Origin of the sequence: Bradyrhizobium lupini, assembly GCF_040939785.1 — a bacterium.
GTDB classification, from domain to species: Bacteria; Pseudomonadota; Alphaproteobacteria; order Rhizobiales; family Xanthobacteraceae; genus Bradyrhizobium; species Bradyrhizobium canariense_D.
Genome location: NZ_CP162553.1, coordinates 2,151,344 through 2,165,408 on the forward strand (window position 1 = coordinate 2,151,344; position 14,065 = coordinate 2,165,408).

Here is a 14,065-nt window from a genome sequence, read left to right on the forward strand (position 1 = left end):
AAGCCAAATTCGACGCAACTCTAATCTCTGGTATGCCAGATGCAAGAGAATTTAGAGCGTCTCTAGAATGATTTAGGAGGCAGGCGGTCGCCCGCCGTGCCCTTTTGCGCAAGCGTCGGATGGAACCCGATCTCAAGTCTTGCTCATGCACTCTTCAATGTAGAACCAGCGATCGTCGCCGGCGAGGCCCTTGGACTTCACGTCGGCGCGGCAGGCTTTCAGCTTCGGCTTGTTGGTTGCCCATTTCGCCTTCATGTCTTTCAGCTTCTGCATGGTGAGCTTCATCTTGCCAGGTTTGGCTTGCGTCGCTGCAGCAGGCGCCGCCGGCGGCGTCGCCGTCTGCGCGGATGCGGCATGAAGGCCAGCGACGAGCAACACGGCCGCGAGGCAAATTCGAAGGCAAATTCGGGTGCAGATCATTTCAATCCCCCAAGTCCCATTTCTGATGATGTCCGAAAGGCCAACGAAGCGGGACGCCTGATGAGCATCCCGCTTCTGTCTCGACGACGGTCAGAAGATCTTGACCGCGCTCTCCAATGTCTTCCAAACACCCCAAAGCAGGGGGACGCCGACGAACGCCCAGAACAGCGCCGCCTTGGCGTCAAGCCCGCCAAATCCGATGCCGTAGGAGCCGTGCGGCCCCGCGGCGGCGGCGCTGGCGCTTGCAGCCTGCAACTTGGCGACATCGGCGTCCTTCATGTGCCACTTCAGATCGACCGGCTTGATCAGATAGTTGCAGATCAAGCCCGCAATCAGCATCGCACAGAGGATGTACATAGTCGTGTTGTAGAGCTGATCGCGCGGCACGCCTGCCGCGAGCTGGAACTCGCGGATGTAGTTGACGACGACGGGACCGATGATGCCTGCGGTGGACCACGCCGTCAGCAGCCGGCCATGGATGGCGCCGACGAACTGGGTTCCGAACATGTCGGCGAGGTAGGCCGGCACGGTGGCGAAGCCGCCGCCATACATCGACAGGATGATGCCGAAGCCAAGCACGAACAGGAGCTTCGAACCCATCGCGGCAAAGGTCGGCGCCAGCGCGTAGAGCACGATGCCGAGGATGAAGAACGTATAGTAGGTGTTCTTGCGCCCGATCTTGTCCGACAGCGATGCCCAGAAGAAGCGGCCGCCGATGTTGAACAGCGACAGCAATCCGGCGAAGCCCGCGGCGATCGCGGCGATCTGCGCCTTCTGTCCCGCATCGAGCGCGTTGAAGCCCACCTCCGGCAGGCCGATCAGCTTGCCGGCGAAGATCTCCTGTAGCATCGGCGATGCCATGCCGATCACACCGATGCCGGCCGACACGTTCAGGCACAGCACCCACCAGATCAGCCAGAATTGCGGCGTCTTGTGCGCGTCGTTGAGATGGACGTTGGCCTTCGAGATCATCGCGTTGGCCTTCGACGGCGCGGTCCAGCCCTCGGGCTGCCAGCCGGGCGGCGGCAAGCGATAGCGGAACGCGCCGATCATCATGAACACGAAGTAGATGACGCCCATCGTGACGAAGGTCTCCCAGACGCCGACCGAGGTCGGGGTCTTGAAGTAGTTCATCAAGAGGTTAGCCAGCGGCGCGCCGATCATGGCGCCGCCGCCGAAACCCATGATGGCCATGCCGGTCGCCATGCCGCGACGGTCCGGGAACCACTTCACGAGCGTCGAGACCGGCGAGATATAGCCAAGACCGAGACCGATGCCGCCGATCACGCCCGAACCCAGCCACAACAGCCAGAGCTGATGGGTGTAAACCCCGATCGCACCGAGGAAGAGGCCGCCGCACCAGCACAAGGCCGAGACGAAGCCGGCCTTGCGCGGGCCTACGCGCTCCAGCCAGCCGCCCCAGACCGCAGCCGCGATACCGAGCAGCACGAAAAAGAGCGTGTACATCCACCCCATGCTGGCGACCTTCCAGTCGCAGCTGGTCGTGAACAACTCCTGAAACAGTGACATGTCTGCGCACGCCTTCGGCGCGGTGACTCCGATCGCACGCGACAGCGGCAACCAGAAGACCGAGAAGCCGTAGGCCATGCCGATACAGAGATGGATGCACAGCGCAGCCGGCGGCACCAGCCAGCGATTGAACCCGGCGGTCGCGATGGTCCGCTCGCGATCCAGAAAACCTGCGCCGGCACCCGAAAGTGTTCCAGCGCTCTCGATGGTAGACATGCATTCCTCCCCTAAAGCCGCCCTTCTGAACGGCCTGCCACGACGGTCCTGTTTCCTCAGCCTGCGGCGCAGCCTTTGTCCCTGCTGCTCCGCACAATGATCGACGCGCGCGCCAGGATCATCACGCGCATCCGAGACGTTAAACCCCCTAACCGTGGGGACTATGCCCGACGCCACGGCCGGGCTTCTTTCGATGGCCCATTCGCTCCGCATATCACAGGCAAGACTCGACCTCCGCGTCTCGGCGGAGGACGTCAATTGGGGCAGAAGTGATGATCGATGTCGATAGACAAAAGGTAGGTATCAACCGAGTGACCGCGAGCTAAGTGGGCGGCGCACCATTGATATTTTCTATCGATCGATCGGCCTTCTCAATCAAGAACACGATGCGCGCGTCGTTGCGCTCGGTGATCTCCACCGTGTCGCCGGTCTCCCGGATCAGGTTCGGAATGTCAATCACCGACAGCGGATCGGTGCAGTACACTTCGAGCTGATCCCCCGGATGCAACGGCTTCAGCGCTTTGCGCGTCTTCAGGGCGGGCAGCGGGCATTTCAGTCCGGTGAGATCGAGCGTCGTTCTGGTCATCGGCGCAACATGGCGGGAGCGACCGATGGCGTCAACGCCGAGCCAGCACCAGCATCACGTTCAGACTCAGAGCAAATCGGCATAGGACAGGAAACCCACGCTCTGCCCCGGCTCGACACGCGTGACCTCCTCATCGAGCTCGATGAGGCCGTCGGTGTCGACCAGAGAGGACAACAGCCCAGCCCCCTCGCGTGGAAACTTGATTGCCTCGAGTGCGCCGTCCTGCGTGCGCCGCAAGGAGGCGCGAACATATTCGCGTCGGCCCGCCTTCTTCTTGTAGGTGAATGCCGCACGCACCGGGATCGGCAACAGCGGCGCCGGCAGGCTGCCCGCAAGGGCCAGCACCGTCGGCCGCACCACATGCACAAAGGTGACGAAACTCGCGACGGGATTGCCCGGCAATCCGATCAGCGGCGTGCCCTCAATGATGCCCATCGCCACGGGCCGTCCCGGCTTGATCGCCATCCGCCACAACACCAGCGAGCCGATGCTTTCGACCGCGGCCTTGACGTGGTCCTCCTCTCCGGTCGAGACGCCGCCGGTGGTGAGGATCAGATCGTGCGTGCCTGCGACCTGCTTGAGGCCATTCGCAAGCGAGGTACGTTCGTCGCGCAAAATGCCGAGATCGCTGACCTCGCAGCCGAGCCGGCGCAGCATCGCCATCAGCATGAAGCGGTTGGAATCGAACAGCTGCGAGGCCGCGCGCGGCTCGCCGGGCGAGGTCAATTCGTCACCGGTCGAGAACACCGCGACACGGATGCGCCTGACGACGTCGAGCCCGACCAGGCCGAACGCCGCCGCGAGCGCGACATGTTGCGGCAGCAAGCGCTGGCCTGCGCGCAGCGCGACGTGGCCCTGGGGGATGTCCTCTCCCGCAGGGCGGACATTCGCGCCCGGCTTCAGCCCCGGCGGCAGCACAATTCGGCCGGCGTCATCGACGCGGACGTCTTCCTGCATGAAGACGGTTTCGGCATCCGGCGGCATCGGCGCGCCGGTGAAGATGCGCGCGGTGTGGCCGGCCTTGATCGGCGCCAGTGCCAGACCGCCGGCCTGGATGCGGCCGTCGAGCGGGAGTGCCCGCTCGGCGCTGTCCGGAAGATCGGCGTTGCGCACGGCGTAGCCGTCAACAGCGGAATTGGTGAAGGGGGGCAACGGCAGCGGCGCCGCGATATCGCGGGCCAGCACCCGCCCATCAGCATCGATGAGCCTTACGGTTTCGAGATCGACAATCGCGTTGACGCGGGTCGTGATCAGGCCAACCGCCTCGTCGACCGACATCATCGGTCCGCCGAAGGCAAAACAATCGTCCGACAATTGCGCCATGGTGCCTCGTCAGCGCATCGCAGCGCTTTTCGCGACCGCTTCCTCGACCGGCATCGCCGCGCGCAGCAGCAATTCCGCGGCAGCGGCGATATCGTCGAGATGGACGGTCGGCAGTCGCGTTTCAATGGCGACATCGGCCGCGATCCCGTAAATTCCGGGATCATCGGGAAACAGCAACGGCTTGTCGTTGGCCGCGCGATGCACCTCGATCTTGCGATGCGGCTCGCGCTTGAAACCCTCGACCACGACGAGGTCAACGGCTGACAATTTGCTCAACAGTTCCGGCAGACGCGGCTCCGCCGCCCCGCGCAATTCGTGCATCAGCGCCCAGCGATTTGACGAAGCAACCAGCACCTCGGCCGCGCCGGCTTCGCGATGGCGCCAGGAGTCCTTGCCGGGAACGTCGACGTCGAACTGGTGATGCGCATGCTTGATGACCGAGACGCGCAACCCGAGCGCATTGAAATGCGGGATCAGCCGCGTCAACAGCGTGGTCTTGCCCGCACCGCTCCAGCCCGCAAGGCCGATGACTTTCATTCCAGCTCCGTCTCCGCGAGCGACCAGGTCCCTGATGGAACCACTCTCTCTTCCGTCATTGCGAGCGCCGCGAAGCATCTACGAATGGATCCACAGCGGCAGCCCGGATTGCTTCGCTTCGCTCGCAATGACGAATGGGCGGCATTTCGTTCGCTCGCTAGCATGCTTATATCGGCTTGACCCGAATGTCATGCTAACGTCGCGGCCATGATGAAGATCGACAAAGCCCCAGTGCCCCTGATCGTCCCTGATACCGACGACCCGCGCCTCACCGAGAGCGTGACCGGGACCGACCAGTCCGGCGCCAGAATCGAGATCAAGGTGCCGGTGGAGCGGCCACTGACGCTCTACCTGAATTCGCAGGAGATCGTCACCATGATGACGATCGGCGACTATCCGGAATATCTGGCGCTGGGCTATTTGCTCAACCAGAACATGCTGAAGTATAATGACGCGGTCACCGAGGTCGAATACGACGACGACCTCCAGGTCGTGGTGGTGCGCACCGAGCATCACACCAATTTCGAAGCCAAGCTGAAGAAGCGCACGCAGACATCGGGCTGCGCGCAGGGCACCGCCTTCGGCGATCTGCTGGAGGCGGTCGAGAGCGTGGCGCTGCCGAAGGCGGAGCTGCGGACCTCCTGGCTGTACCAGATGACGCAGACCATCAATACCATGCCCTCGCTCTATCTGGAGGCCGGTGCGATCCACGGCTGCGTGCTGTGCAGGGAGGGGGAGCCGCTCTGCTACACGGAGGATGTCGGCCGTCACAACGCCGTCGACAAGATCGCGGGCTGGATGTACCGCCACGGCGTCGATGCATCCGACAAGATCCTCTATACCACGGGACGGCTCACCTCTGAGATGGTGATCAAGACGGTTCGCATGGGAATTCCGATCCTGGTGTCGCGCTCCGGCTTCACCGCCTGGGGCGTCGATCTCGCCCGGCAGGTGGGCTTGACGCTGGTCGGCCGCGCGCGCGGCAAACGCTTCATCGCGTTGTCGGGGGAAGAGCGCATCGTCTACGACCAGAACCTCGCTTACGTCGAGGAGGAAGCGGCCAAGCACAAGCGCAAGGGTGAAGGTGGTGACGATTAGCTTTCCGACCACGCAAGGCGTGCTGCTCGCCGGTGGCCTCGCGCGGCGCATGGGCGGCGGCGATAAGCCGATGCGCACCATTGGCGGCCGCACCATTCTGGAACGCGTGATCGCGCGCCTATCACCCCAATGCAGCGGGCTGATCCTCAATGCCAACGGCGATCCCGCCCGCTTCGCCGCGTTCGGTTTGCAGGTCGTCGCCGACGACGTGCCCGGCTTTCCCGGTCCACTCGCCGGCATCCTTGCCGCGCTCGACTGGACCGCGGCGAACCGGCCTGAGGTGGAATGGGTGCTCAGTGCCGCCGGCGACTGTCCATTCCTGCCGCGCCATCTGGTCGCGCGCTTGCATGACGAACGCATCGCGGCGAATGCCGAGCTCGCCGTTGCGGCGTCGGGCGGCCAGTCGCATCCGGTGATAGGCTTGTGGCGCGTTGGCTTGCGAGACGAACTGCGTCACGCGCTGGTGGTCGAGGATCTCCGCAAGATCGACCGCTGGACCGCGCGTTATCCGCTCGCGACCGTGACGTGGCCGAGCGAACCGCTCGATCCGTTCTTCAATGCCAATACGGTCGAGGATATCGCGGAAGCCGAGCGGCTCGCCGCACTGGATGCGGCGTCCTAACCAAGCTCTACGCCGGCCGGAATCCGGCCCGCTCCAGCGCGGCACGCGCTTCGTCCGAGCCGAGCGCATCGAGAAAGGCCCGCACCGCCGGACGCTGCTTCCGCGCCGTCACCAACGCGAAGTCATAATGCTCCTCCGCGAGCGGAATGAAACCGAGGCCGACCGCGTTGGCGACCGGCGCAATGGTCATGCCCCAGTCGGCGCGATGCTGCGCGACCGCCGCGGCCACCGCGTTGTGCGAGCGTGGCTGGTTCCAGTAGCCTTCCGGGCGCGCACCACCGAGCAACCGGTCGATCAGGATGCGCGTGCCGGCGCCCTGGTTGCGGTTGACCATGATGCAGGAGGGATCAGCGAGCGCCGCGACGACGGCGTCCTTCGCGCTGTGGCCTTCGAAACGCTTGTCGCCCTTGCGGAACACGATGCCCTGCATCCGTCGCCAGCCCGGCACGAGTTCGAGACCTTCGACGAGGTAAGGCGCATTGTAGGTCTCGCTCTTGTCGTCGAACAGATGGATCGGCGCCAGATCGCATTCGCCGCGCCGCGCCGCCGCAAGTCCGCCGAGACTGCCGACCGCGATCGAGCGCACGGTCAGCCCGGCATGCGCGAGTTGCGCCGTGACGAGATCGAGGCCGGCGCAATGACTGCCGACGATGACGAGATCGGGCACCCGCACATGCGGCGTGAACAGCGTCACCTCGGCTTCGGTCCCGGCCGGCATCTGGTCGGCGAGTGCGTCGATGCGCAGAAAACCGTCGGCCTGCGCGAACGACGTGATCGCACCGGACCCCTTGCCTGAGGGATAAGCGATCAAGCCGTCCTTGCCTTCGACCAGCGAGACCATGACGAATTCGGTGCGGCCGAGCTCGGAAGCAATGCGCACCGGCACGGTCGCGTTCACCTTGGCATCGGAGCGCGGCGGCAGTCCGGCCATTTTGCGCAGCACCGGTACGATCATGTCGTGAAAGGTGAACATCGCCGAGGTCGGAAAACCCGGCAGGATCACCACCGGCTTGCCGTCGCACACCGCAAGACACAGCGGCTTGCCGGGCTTGAGCGCAATGCCATGCGCGATGATGCCGGGCTGGCCGAGCCGACCGATGATGCGATGGGACAGGTCGCCCGCGCCTTTCGACGTGCCGCCGGAGAGCACCAGCATGTCGGCGTCCGCCAGCGCACGCCGCATGGCGGCTTCGAGCTGAGCTTCGTCGTCGGGAATGGCGCCGAGGAAAACCGCCTCTCCGCCGTTCTCGTCGATCGCAGCAGTGACGATCGCGCCGTTGGTATCGTAAATCGCAGCAGGCGCGAGCACCTCGCCGGGCGGAACCAGTTCGTCGCCGGTGGAGATCACGGCCACACGAGGTTTGCGCACGACGCTCACCTCGGCAAGACCGCAAGCCGCCAGCATGCCCACCTCGCGCGAGCCCACGATCGTGCCGGCGCGCAGCAGCGCCTCGCCGCGCGCGATATCGGATCCTGCGTAGGATATGAATTGCCCGGGCGAGGCGGCGCGACGGACGTCGATGGTGGCCGATCCCGCCGGCTGGGTATGCTCGACCATGACCACGGCATCGGCACCGCGCGGCAGCGGACCGCCGGTGGCAATCGGCGTTGCCGTTCCCGCCGCCACTTGCAGCGCGGGTACGGTGCCGCAGTGAATAGTCTCGCCATTCAGCCCGAGGCGAACTTGCGCACCTTCGCCGGCTGTCGCAAGGTCCGCTGAGCGCACCGCGAAGCCGTCGACGTTGGAACGGTCGAACGGTGGCACGTCGATTGGCGCAGTGATGTCTTCAGCAAGCGACGCGCCGAGCGCTGCTGCGAGCTTGCGTCTTTCGCTTGGGATCGCGCGAGGGAACAGCGCAGCCTCGAAGCGTGCCAGGGCCTCCTCGCGGGAAAGGATTTTCAGGAACTGTTCCTGTTCGAGTGCGCTGCGGACTTGCGATTGCGGGATCATGGTCATGCTAAACCCATATCATTCCCGCATCAGATAGGCATCGACCGGCGCGCCCGCTGCAAATCCCTCGTGGCCGGCGGGAACAAGCAGCCATGCATCAGCACGGGCCATTGCCTGGAGCGGCCATTCTCCTACCGCAAGCGGCACCCACGCATGATGTTCCTCGGCCAGCAGGACCATTTCGGCGATGCCGACGCTGGATGCAATTTTTCGCGCGAGCGGCAAGACTATCTGTCGGCGCGGCTGCCGCGCCGACAGAAGGTCGACGAGCGGCAGCACGAGCGCGAGCCAGACCGCGAGCGCATGGTCCGGCGATCCGGGCAAGCCGACGACAGGAATGGTTTCCAGCCGCCCGATCGCGGCGGTGCGTCCGGGCTGGAGCGCAAGACCATGGGCGATCACGTCACCACCCTGGGCCAGCGCCGTGACCGCGGCATCCTTGCGACCGACGCCGCTGCCGCCGATCGTCAGCAGGAGATCGCAGGTAGGCGTCCCCAACGTCTCCGCGATCGATCCCGCGTCTCGCGCGCCGGCCTCGCTCGTCTGCACATCCAGTCCAGCGGCGCGAGCAATGTCCGCGATCAAATGCATGGTCAGCGTTGCACCTGATACATTGACAATGCGCAGCCGCGGACGGCGCACGCTCAGCCGGTCCAGCCCGGCGGCGCGCGCGAGCAAAAGAGCGGCAGGACCGACCGGATACCCCTCTGCGGCGGCAGGCGTTCGTCCGTCGATGTCGCTTCCTGCGCGCCTGACGCCCTGCCCCGGCACGCCCTCCGCCAACACCTGGGCGAGCGGACCAGACACCTCGACTGCGTCAGCATCGAGCACACAGTCGCATCCCGCCGGCATCGCGTCGCCGGCATCGGCCCAGGCGGGCGCTGTCGGCAGCGGCAGCGGTGAATAGGAGGACGCGCCGACCAGATCATTGGCGCATAACGCCCAGCCGTCCGCGGCGGCGACGTCACGAGACGGTCGAGCCGCGAGCAGCGGATTGCCGGCCGCGATGCAGCCGGCCGCTTCGCTCAGCGGCAACTCCACCGGCGCGAGCGGATCAAGCCCTGTCAGCAACGCGGCGAGCGCGGCGTCGAGCGGCGTCAGGGATGGCGGCAGGCGCTGGGTCATGCGCCATGATGGACCATGCATCGCCCGGTTTGGCAACCGCTGGCGACACGAACGTCAGCCGCCCGATTTGTCCGCATTGGGGAAGAACAGTTGTTGTCCGTCGACCTTGTATCCGGCGATCGCCGCCTGCCCGTCCGGCGAGATCAGCCAGTCGACGAAGTCTTGCCCCAATTCCTTCTTGACGTTCGGAAACTTCGCGGTGTTCACCAGCATCACGCCGTACTGATTGAGCAGCCGCTTGTCGCCTTCGACGACGATGTCGAGATCGCCGCGATCCCGAAAAGCGATCCAGCTGCCACGGTCGGACAGCACATAGGCGTTCGCCGTGCGCGCTGCATCAAGGGCTGAGGCCATGTCCTGCTTGGCTTCGCGATACCATGCGCCCTTGGTACGGGCGATGTCGATGCCGGCGACGATCCAGAGCGCGAGCTCTGCGGCATGCGTGCCCGAGCGGTCGCCGCGCGTCACGAACGGCGCGCCCTTGCCCTCGATCGCCTTCAGCGCGGTCGCGATGTCCTTGCCCTTCACGCCGGCGGGATCGCTCTTCGGCCCGATCAGCACATAGTCGTTGTACATCACGTCAAAGCGCTTCACCGCAAAACCGTCGGCAACGAATTTCTCCTCCTGCGGCCGTGCATGCATCAGCACGACGTCGACTTCGCCCCTTCGTGCCCCCTCGAGCACCTCGTCGGCGCGCCGCGCGATCACCGTCACCTCGATGCCGGTCTTCTCACGGAACATCGGCAGCAGATAGTCGAGCAGGCCGGACTCCTGCGTCGCTGTGGTCGTGGCGAGCACGATCGCGCGGTCCTCCGCGGATGACGCTGCAACGCCGGCGACGAGGCCGCAGAGAAGCGCGAGTGCAACGGAGAGGCGGCGGACGGCCATGATCGGGTTCCCACTGGCTATGACGCGATCATGATGCTGATGGATTGCGCCGCACTCGTGACGCGTTTGCACATTGTGCCCGCAGCGTCGGGAAATTCCGGCAATGCGCCGCGCGCGAAGACCGCAAGATCCGCACCACGCGAGCGATTCAGGATCGTTCACCAAGGCAGAGATCGCGCGTGGGGATGTGTTGCAAAGCAGCGAGATGATCGGGCATGGTCGTGGCGGACAAAACTTGAAAAGCAGAATTCCACCTGCGTCGAACTTCAAAAAGAAGCAAGAATTTGCATAGGAATGCAGGATGGAATTCCTGACGACCAGCGAAGCCGCCGACTATCTTCGGCTCGGCGAACGCAAGCTTTACGAACTCGTCACCACCGGTGCGATCCCCTGCACCAAGGTGACCGGAAAATGGCTCTTCCCGCGGCACGAACTCGACCTCTGGGTGCTGTCCGGACTGGCGCGCCCGGCCGGCATGCTGATCGCGGAGCCGCCGCCGGTCGTCGGCGGCAGCCAGGACGAGCTTCTGGATTGGAGTCTGCGCGAATCCGGCTCGGGCCTGGGATCGATGAGCGAGGGCAGCGCGCGCGGGCTCGAGCGCTTGCAGCGGGACGAGGTGATGGCCGTGGCAATGCACTTCCACAGCCTCGATGCCGACGGCAATCTTGCCGCCGATGCCAATGCGACGGCTCTGCGTGACGCTCCGGACCTGCATGATGCATTGCTGGTCGCGTTCGTGCGCCGCGAGCAGGGTCTCGTGCTGCCGCCGGGCAATCCCAAGCGGCTGCGCGGCCTTTCCGACGTGCTCGCGCTCGGGGTCAGGATGGCGATGCGGCAGCAGGGCACGGGCGCGCAGATGCTGCTCGATGTGCTGCTCAGGCGCGCCGGCGCCTCGACGCGCGATTTGCGCCGGATCGAGATGCCGGCCCTGACCGGGCCGGATCTCGCCGAGATCGTTCGCGCGGGACAGGCCGATTGCGGCATCGCGACGCGTGCGTCCGCGCGCTCGGCCGGCCTCGATTTCGTGCCGCTGGTCTGGGAGAACTTCGACCTCGCGATGCGGCAGCGCAGCTATTTCCGCCCCGCCATGCAGGGCCTGATCCGGTTCCTCGGCGAAAAGCGGTTGCTCCAGCGCGCCGTGGAGCTGACCGGCTACGATCCCTCCCCGGCCGGACAAATCCGCTTCGCCGCCTGACGTTGACGCCCGCCCCCAAATAGTTGCAAAAGAAACCAATTCAGCCGGGCCATACCCGGGGGTACACCGGCCAACGCGCCGGATCAGGGGAGGACAAATATGAAGCCAACGAGATTTGGACTGCCGGTCGCTGCCGGCTTTGCAGCGACGTTCCTGGCGGCGACGCTGCTGCCGGGCGCCGCAATGGCGCAGGTGTCCGACGACGTCGTCAAGATCGGCGTGCTCACCGACATGAACGGTCCGGCCTCGGCGCCGACCGGCCAGGGTTCGGTGACGGCGGCGCAGATGGCGATCGACGATTTCGGCGGCACCGTGCTCGGCAAGCCGATCAGCATCGTCGTCGGCGACCACCAGCTCAAGGCCGATATCGGCGGCGCCATCGCGCGGCGCTGGTACGACGTCGACCAGGTCGATCTGATCGTCGACGTACCGGTCTCCGCGGTCGGGCTCGCGGTGCAGAACATGGCCAACGAGAAGAAGCGGCTGTTCATCACCCACTCCACCGGCACCGCCGATTTCCACGGCAAGTTCTGCTCGCCTTATGCGATCCAGTGGGTGTTCGACACCCGCGCGCTCGCGGTCGGCACCGCGGACGCGGTGGTCAAGCGCGGCGGCGACAGCTGGTTCTTCATCACCGACGATTATGCCTTCGGCCATTCGCTGGAGCGCGACGCCTCGGCGGTCGTGACCGCCAATGGCGGCAAGGTGCTGGGCTCGGTGAAGCCGCCGCTGGCGACGCCCGACCTCTCCTCCTTCGTGCTGCAGGCGCAGGCCTCCAAGGCCAAGATCATCGGCATCGCGGCGGGTCCGCCGAACAACATGAACGAGATCAAGACCGGCTCCGAATTCGGCGTGTTCAAGGGCGGCCAGCAGATGGCGGCGCTGCTGGCGCTGATCACCGACATCCACGGCCTCGGCCTGCAGGCAGCCCAAGGGCTGTTGCTGACGACATCGTTCTATTGGGACCTGGACGACAAGACCCGCGAATGGTCGAAGCGCTACTTCGCCAAGATGAACAAGATGCCGTCGATGTGGCAGGCCGGCGTCTATTCGAGCGTGATGCACTATCTCAACGCCATCAAGGACACCGGCACCGACGATCCGCTCAAGGTGGCCGCCAAAATGCGGGAAAAGCCGATCGAGGATTTCTTCGCCCGCAACGGCCGCTTACGCGAAGACAATCTGATGGTGCACGATCTGTGGCTGGTGCAGGTGAAGACGCCGGAGGAAAGCAAATATCCGTGGGACTATTACAAGATCCTCACCACGATCTCGGGCGACAAGGCGTTCGGTCCGCCGGACCCGGCGTGCGCGATGGTGAAGAAGTGAGGGTGTAGCGACGCCGCGCTGACGGTGCACCCTCTCCCCTTGCGGGAGAGGGTGGATTCGCGAAGCGAAGCCGGGTGAGGGGTTGTCTCCGCGAGTCCAACTCGCTGTTGAGTTCGCGGAGAGATACCCCTCATCCGGCGTTTCGCGCCACCTTCTCCCACAGGGGGAGAAGGAAGGAAGCGCCCTACTTCACTACCCCGATCTCGCGAAAGTACTTCATCACGCCGGGATGGATCAGCTCGGGCTTCGGCGCGGCGGCGACGGTGTTGGCGGCCGTGGTCTCGCAGGCCTGCGCGAGCTGCTTGCAGAATTTCGGCTCGACACCGTGAAGCGTCTTCGCCAAGCGATAGGCAACATCGTCGGGCAGATCTTCGCGCGTCAGCACAAAGCTCCAGGACCCGAGCGAGGCGATCGGCTCGGATTGTTTCGGGTAGCTGCCGGCCGGCACGGTGAGCGGCTTGAGGAACGCGTGCTTGGCGCGGATGCGCGTGATCTCCTCCCTATCAGGCGCGATGAAGCGCGCCCCTGACGCGCTCGAGGCTACCGCCGCAAAGCCGGGCCAGCCGATGCCGGCGCCCCAGAGTGCTGCGACGCGGCCATCCTCGACCATCGCGGGGCCGTCGCCGGCGCGGTCGAGATAGATCGCCTTGAAGTCCTCGTCCTGCCTCAACCCGAGCCCATCGAGCACGTAACGCGCCAGGATCGGCAAGCCCGAGCCCTTGGCGCCGAATGCGACGGGCTGACCGACCAGATCGCGAATGGTCTTGTACGGACTGTCCGCGCGCACCACGAACATGCCGGGGTTGGAATAGATCGCCGTGGAGAATCTTCAACGAGACCTTCGCACGGCCGATGCCGGCGAAGGCTTCATAGGCCGGCTCGCCCGCGACCAGAGCGAGATCGAGCTCGCCCTTCTCCAGCAGCGGAATGTTCTCGTTGCTGCCCTTGGTGTTGCGCGGGGCGATGATCACTTGCGGATCGGCCGCGTTCATCGCTTGCGCGAAGGCGTTGCCATAGAGCGGAAAGCCGCCGCCGGGCGTCGCGGTGCCCAAGCTGATCGTCAGGCCAGGTGTCGTGGTCGGAATGGCGTTGCCTCCGGTTTGAGCGGCAGCGGGGCTTGAAAGCAGCGCCGCGCCGAGAAGGAAAACAAAAGCGAATCTCATGGTCGGTCCCGGCGGGGGCGCGTCAACATCGACTTGCGGCGATGTAGGCAGCGCCCCGATTTTGTGAAAGCATGCAGCCCAA

General features: G+C 65.1%; 12 protein-coding genes and 1 pseudogene. 4 read left to right on the top strand and 9 right to left on the bottom strand.

Features of this window, described 5'->3' with window-relative positions; genetic code table 11:
- Nucleotides 1–132: 132 nt before the first annotated feature.
- The 5 genes from AB3L03_RS10420 to mobB form a co-directional block, all read right to left on the bottom strand.
- Nucleotides 133–420: a hypothetical protein gene (locus AB3L03_RS10420; RefSeq protein WP_368508535.1), complete on the bottom strand. Its 288-nt coding sequence runs from the start codon at nt 418–420 to the stop codon at nt 133–135.
- A 90-nt stretch (nt 421–510) separates the two neighbouring features.
- Nucleotides 511–2,166: an OFA family MFS transporter gene (locus tag AB3L03_RS10425; protein WP_368508536.1), complete on the bottom strand. Its 1,656-nt coding sequence runs from the start codon at nt 2,164–2,166 to the stop codon at nt 511–513.
- Nucleotides 2,167–2,488: 322 nt separating this feature from the next.
- Complete coding sequence (locus AB3L03_RS10430; protein WP_018456154.1) at nt 2,489–2,752, bottom strand: sulfurtransferase TusA family protein; 264 nt, start codon at nt 2,750–2,752, stop codon at nt 2,489–2,491.
- Nucleotides 2,753–2,818: 66 nt separating this feature from the next.
- A complete protein-coding gene (gene glp, locus AB3L03_RS10435; RefSeq protein WP_204513743.1) occupies nt 2,819–4,075 on the bottom strand; it encodes a gephyrin-like molybdotransferase Glp in 1,257 nt (418 codons plus the stop codon).
- A 9-nt stretch (nt 4,076–4,084) separates the two neighbouring features.
- Entirely contained in the window at nt 4,085–4,612 is a 528-nt protein-coding gene (mobB, locus tag AB3L03_RS10440) for a molybdopterin-guanine dinucleotide biosynthesis protein B (protein ID WP_085350470.1), read from the bottom strand.
- Between the two features lie 207 nt (nt 4,613–4,819).
- Here mobB and fdhD point away from each other — a divergent pair, with 207 nt between their 5' ends.
- Nucleotides 4,820–5,710, top strand: a complete 891-nt coding sequence (gene fdhD, locus AB3L03_RS10445) for a formate dehydrogenase accessory sulfurtransferase FdhD (protein ID WP_085359762.1) — start codon at nt 4,820–4,822, stop codon at nt 5,708–5,710.
- Nucleotides 5,697–6,332, top strand: a complete 636-nt coding sequence (mobA, locus tag AB3L03_RS10450; protein WP_368508537.1) for a molybdenum cofactor guanylyltransferase MobA — start codon at nt 5,697–5,699, stop codon at nt 6,330–6,332. Before fdhD ends, mobA begins: the two co-directional genes overlap by 14 nt.
- A 7-nt stretch (nt 6,333–6,339) precedes the next feature.
- Here the strand turns inward: mobA and AB3L03_RS10455 are convergent, their stop codons facing one another.
- The 3 genes from AB3L03_RS10455 to AB3L03_RS10465 are packed head-to-tail and all read right to left on the bottom strand — an operon-like array spanning nt 6,340 to nt 10,296.
- Nucleotides 6,340–8,289 (bottom strand): molybdopterin biosynthesis protein, encoded by a 1,950-nt coding sequence (locus AB3L03_RS10455; protein WP_368508538.1) that lies wholly within the window; start codon nt 8,287–8,289, stop codon nt 6,340–6,342.
- Between the two features lie 12 nt (nt 8,290–8,301).
- The gene (locus AB3L03_RS10460) at nt 8,302–9,408 is read right to left on the bottom strand and encodes a molybdopterin-binding protein (RefSeq protein ID WP_368508539.1); all 1,107 of its coding nucleotides are present in this window, start codon (nt 9,406–9,408) and stop codon (nt 8,302–8,304) included.
- A gap of 54 nt (nt 9,409–9,462) precedes the next feature.
- Nucleotides 9,463–10,296, bottom strand: a complete 834-nt coding sequence (locus tag AB3L03_RS10465; RefSeq protein ID WP_204513741.1) for a substrate-binding domain-containing protein — start codon at nt 10,294–10,296, stop codon at nt 9,463–9,465.
- 301 nt (nt 10,297–10,597) lie between these two features.
- Between AB3L03_RS10465 and AB3L03_RS10470 the strand changes: the two genes are divergently transcribed.
- A complete protein-coding gene (locus AB3L03_RS10470; protein ID WP_247338519.1) occupies nt 10,598–11,491 on the top strand; it encodes a helix-turn-helix transcriptional regulator in 894 nt (297 codons plus the stop codon).
- Between the two features lie 99 nt (nt 11,492–11,590).
- A complete protein-coding gene (locus AB3L03_RS10475; RefSeq protein WP_018456163.1) occupies nt 11,591–12,820 on the top strand; it encodes an ABC transporter substrate-binding protein in 1,230 nt (409 codons plus the stop codon).
- A 184-nt stretch (nt 12,821–13,004) separates the two neighbouring features.
- Here the strand turns inward: AB3L03_RS10475 and AB3L03_RS10480 are convergent.
- Nucleotides 13,005–13,983: pseudogene (locus AB3L03_RS10480) on the bottom strand (TAXI family TRAP transporter solute-binding subunit).
- Between the last annotated feature and the right edge of the window lie 82 nt (nt 13,984–14,065).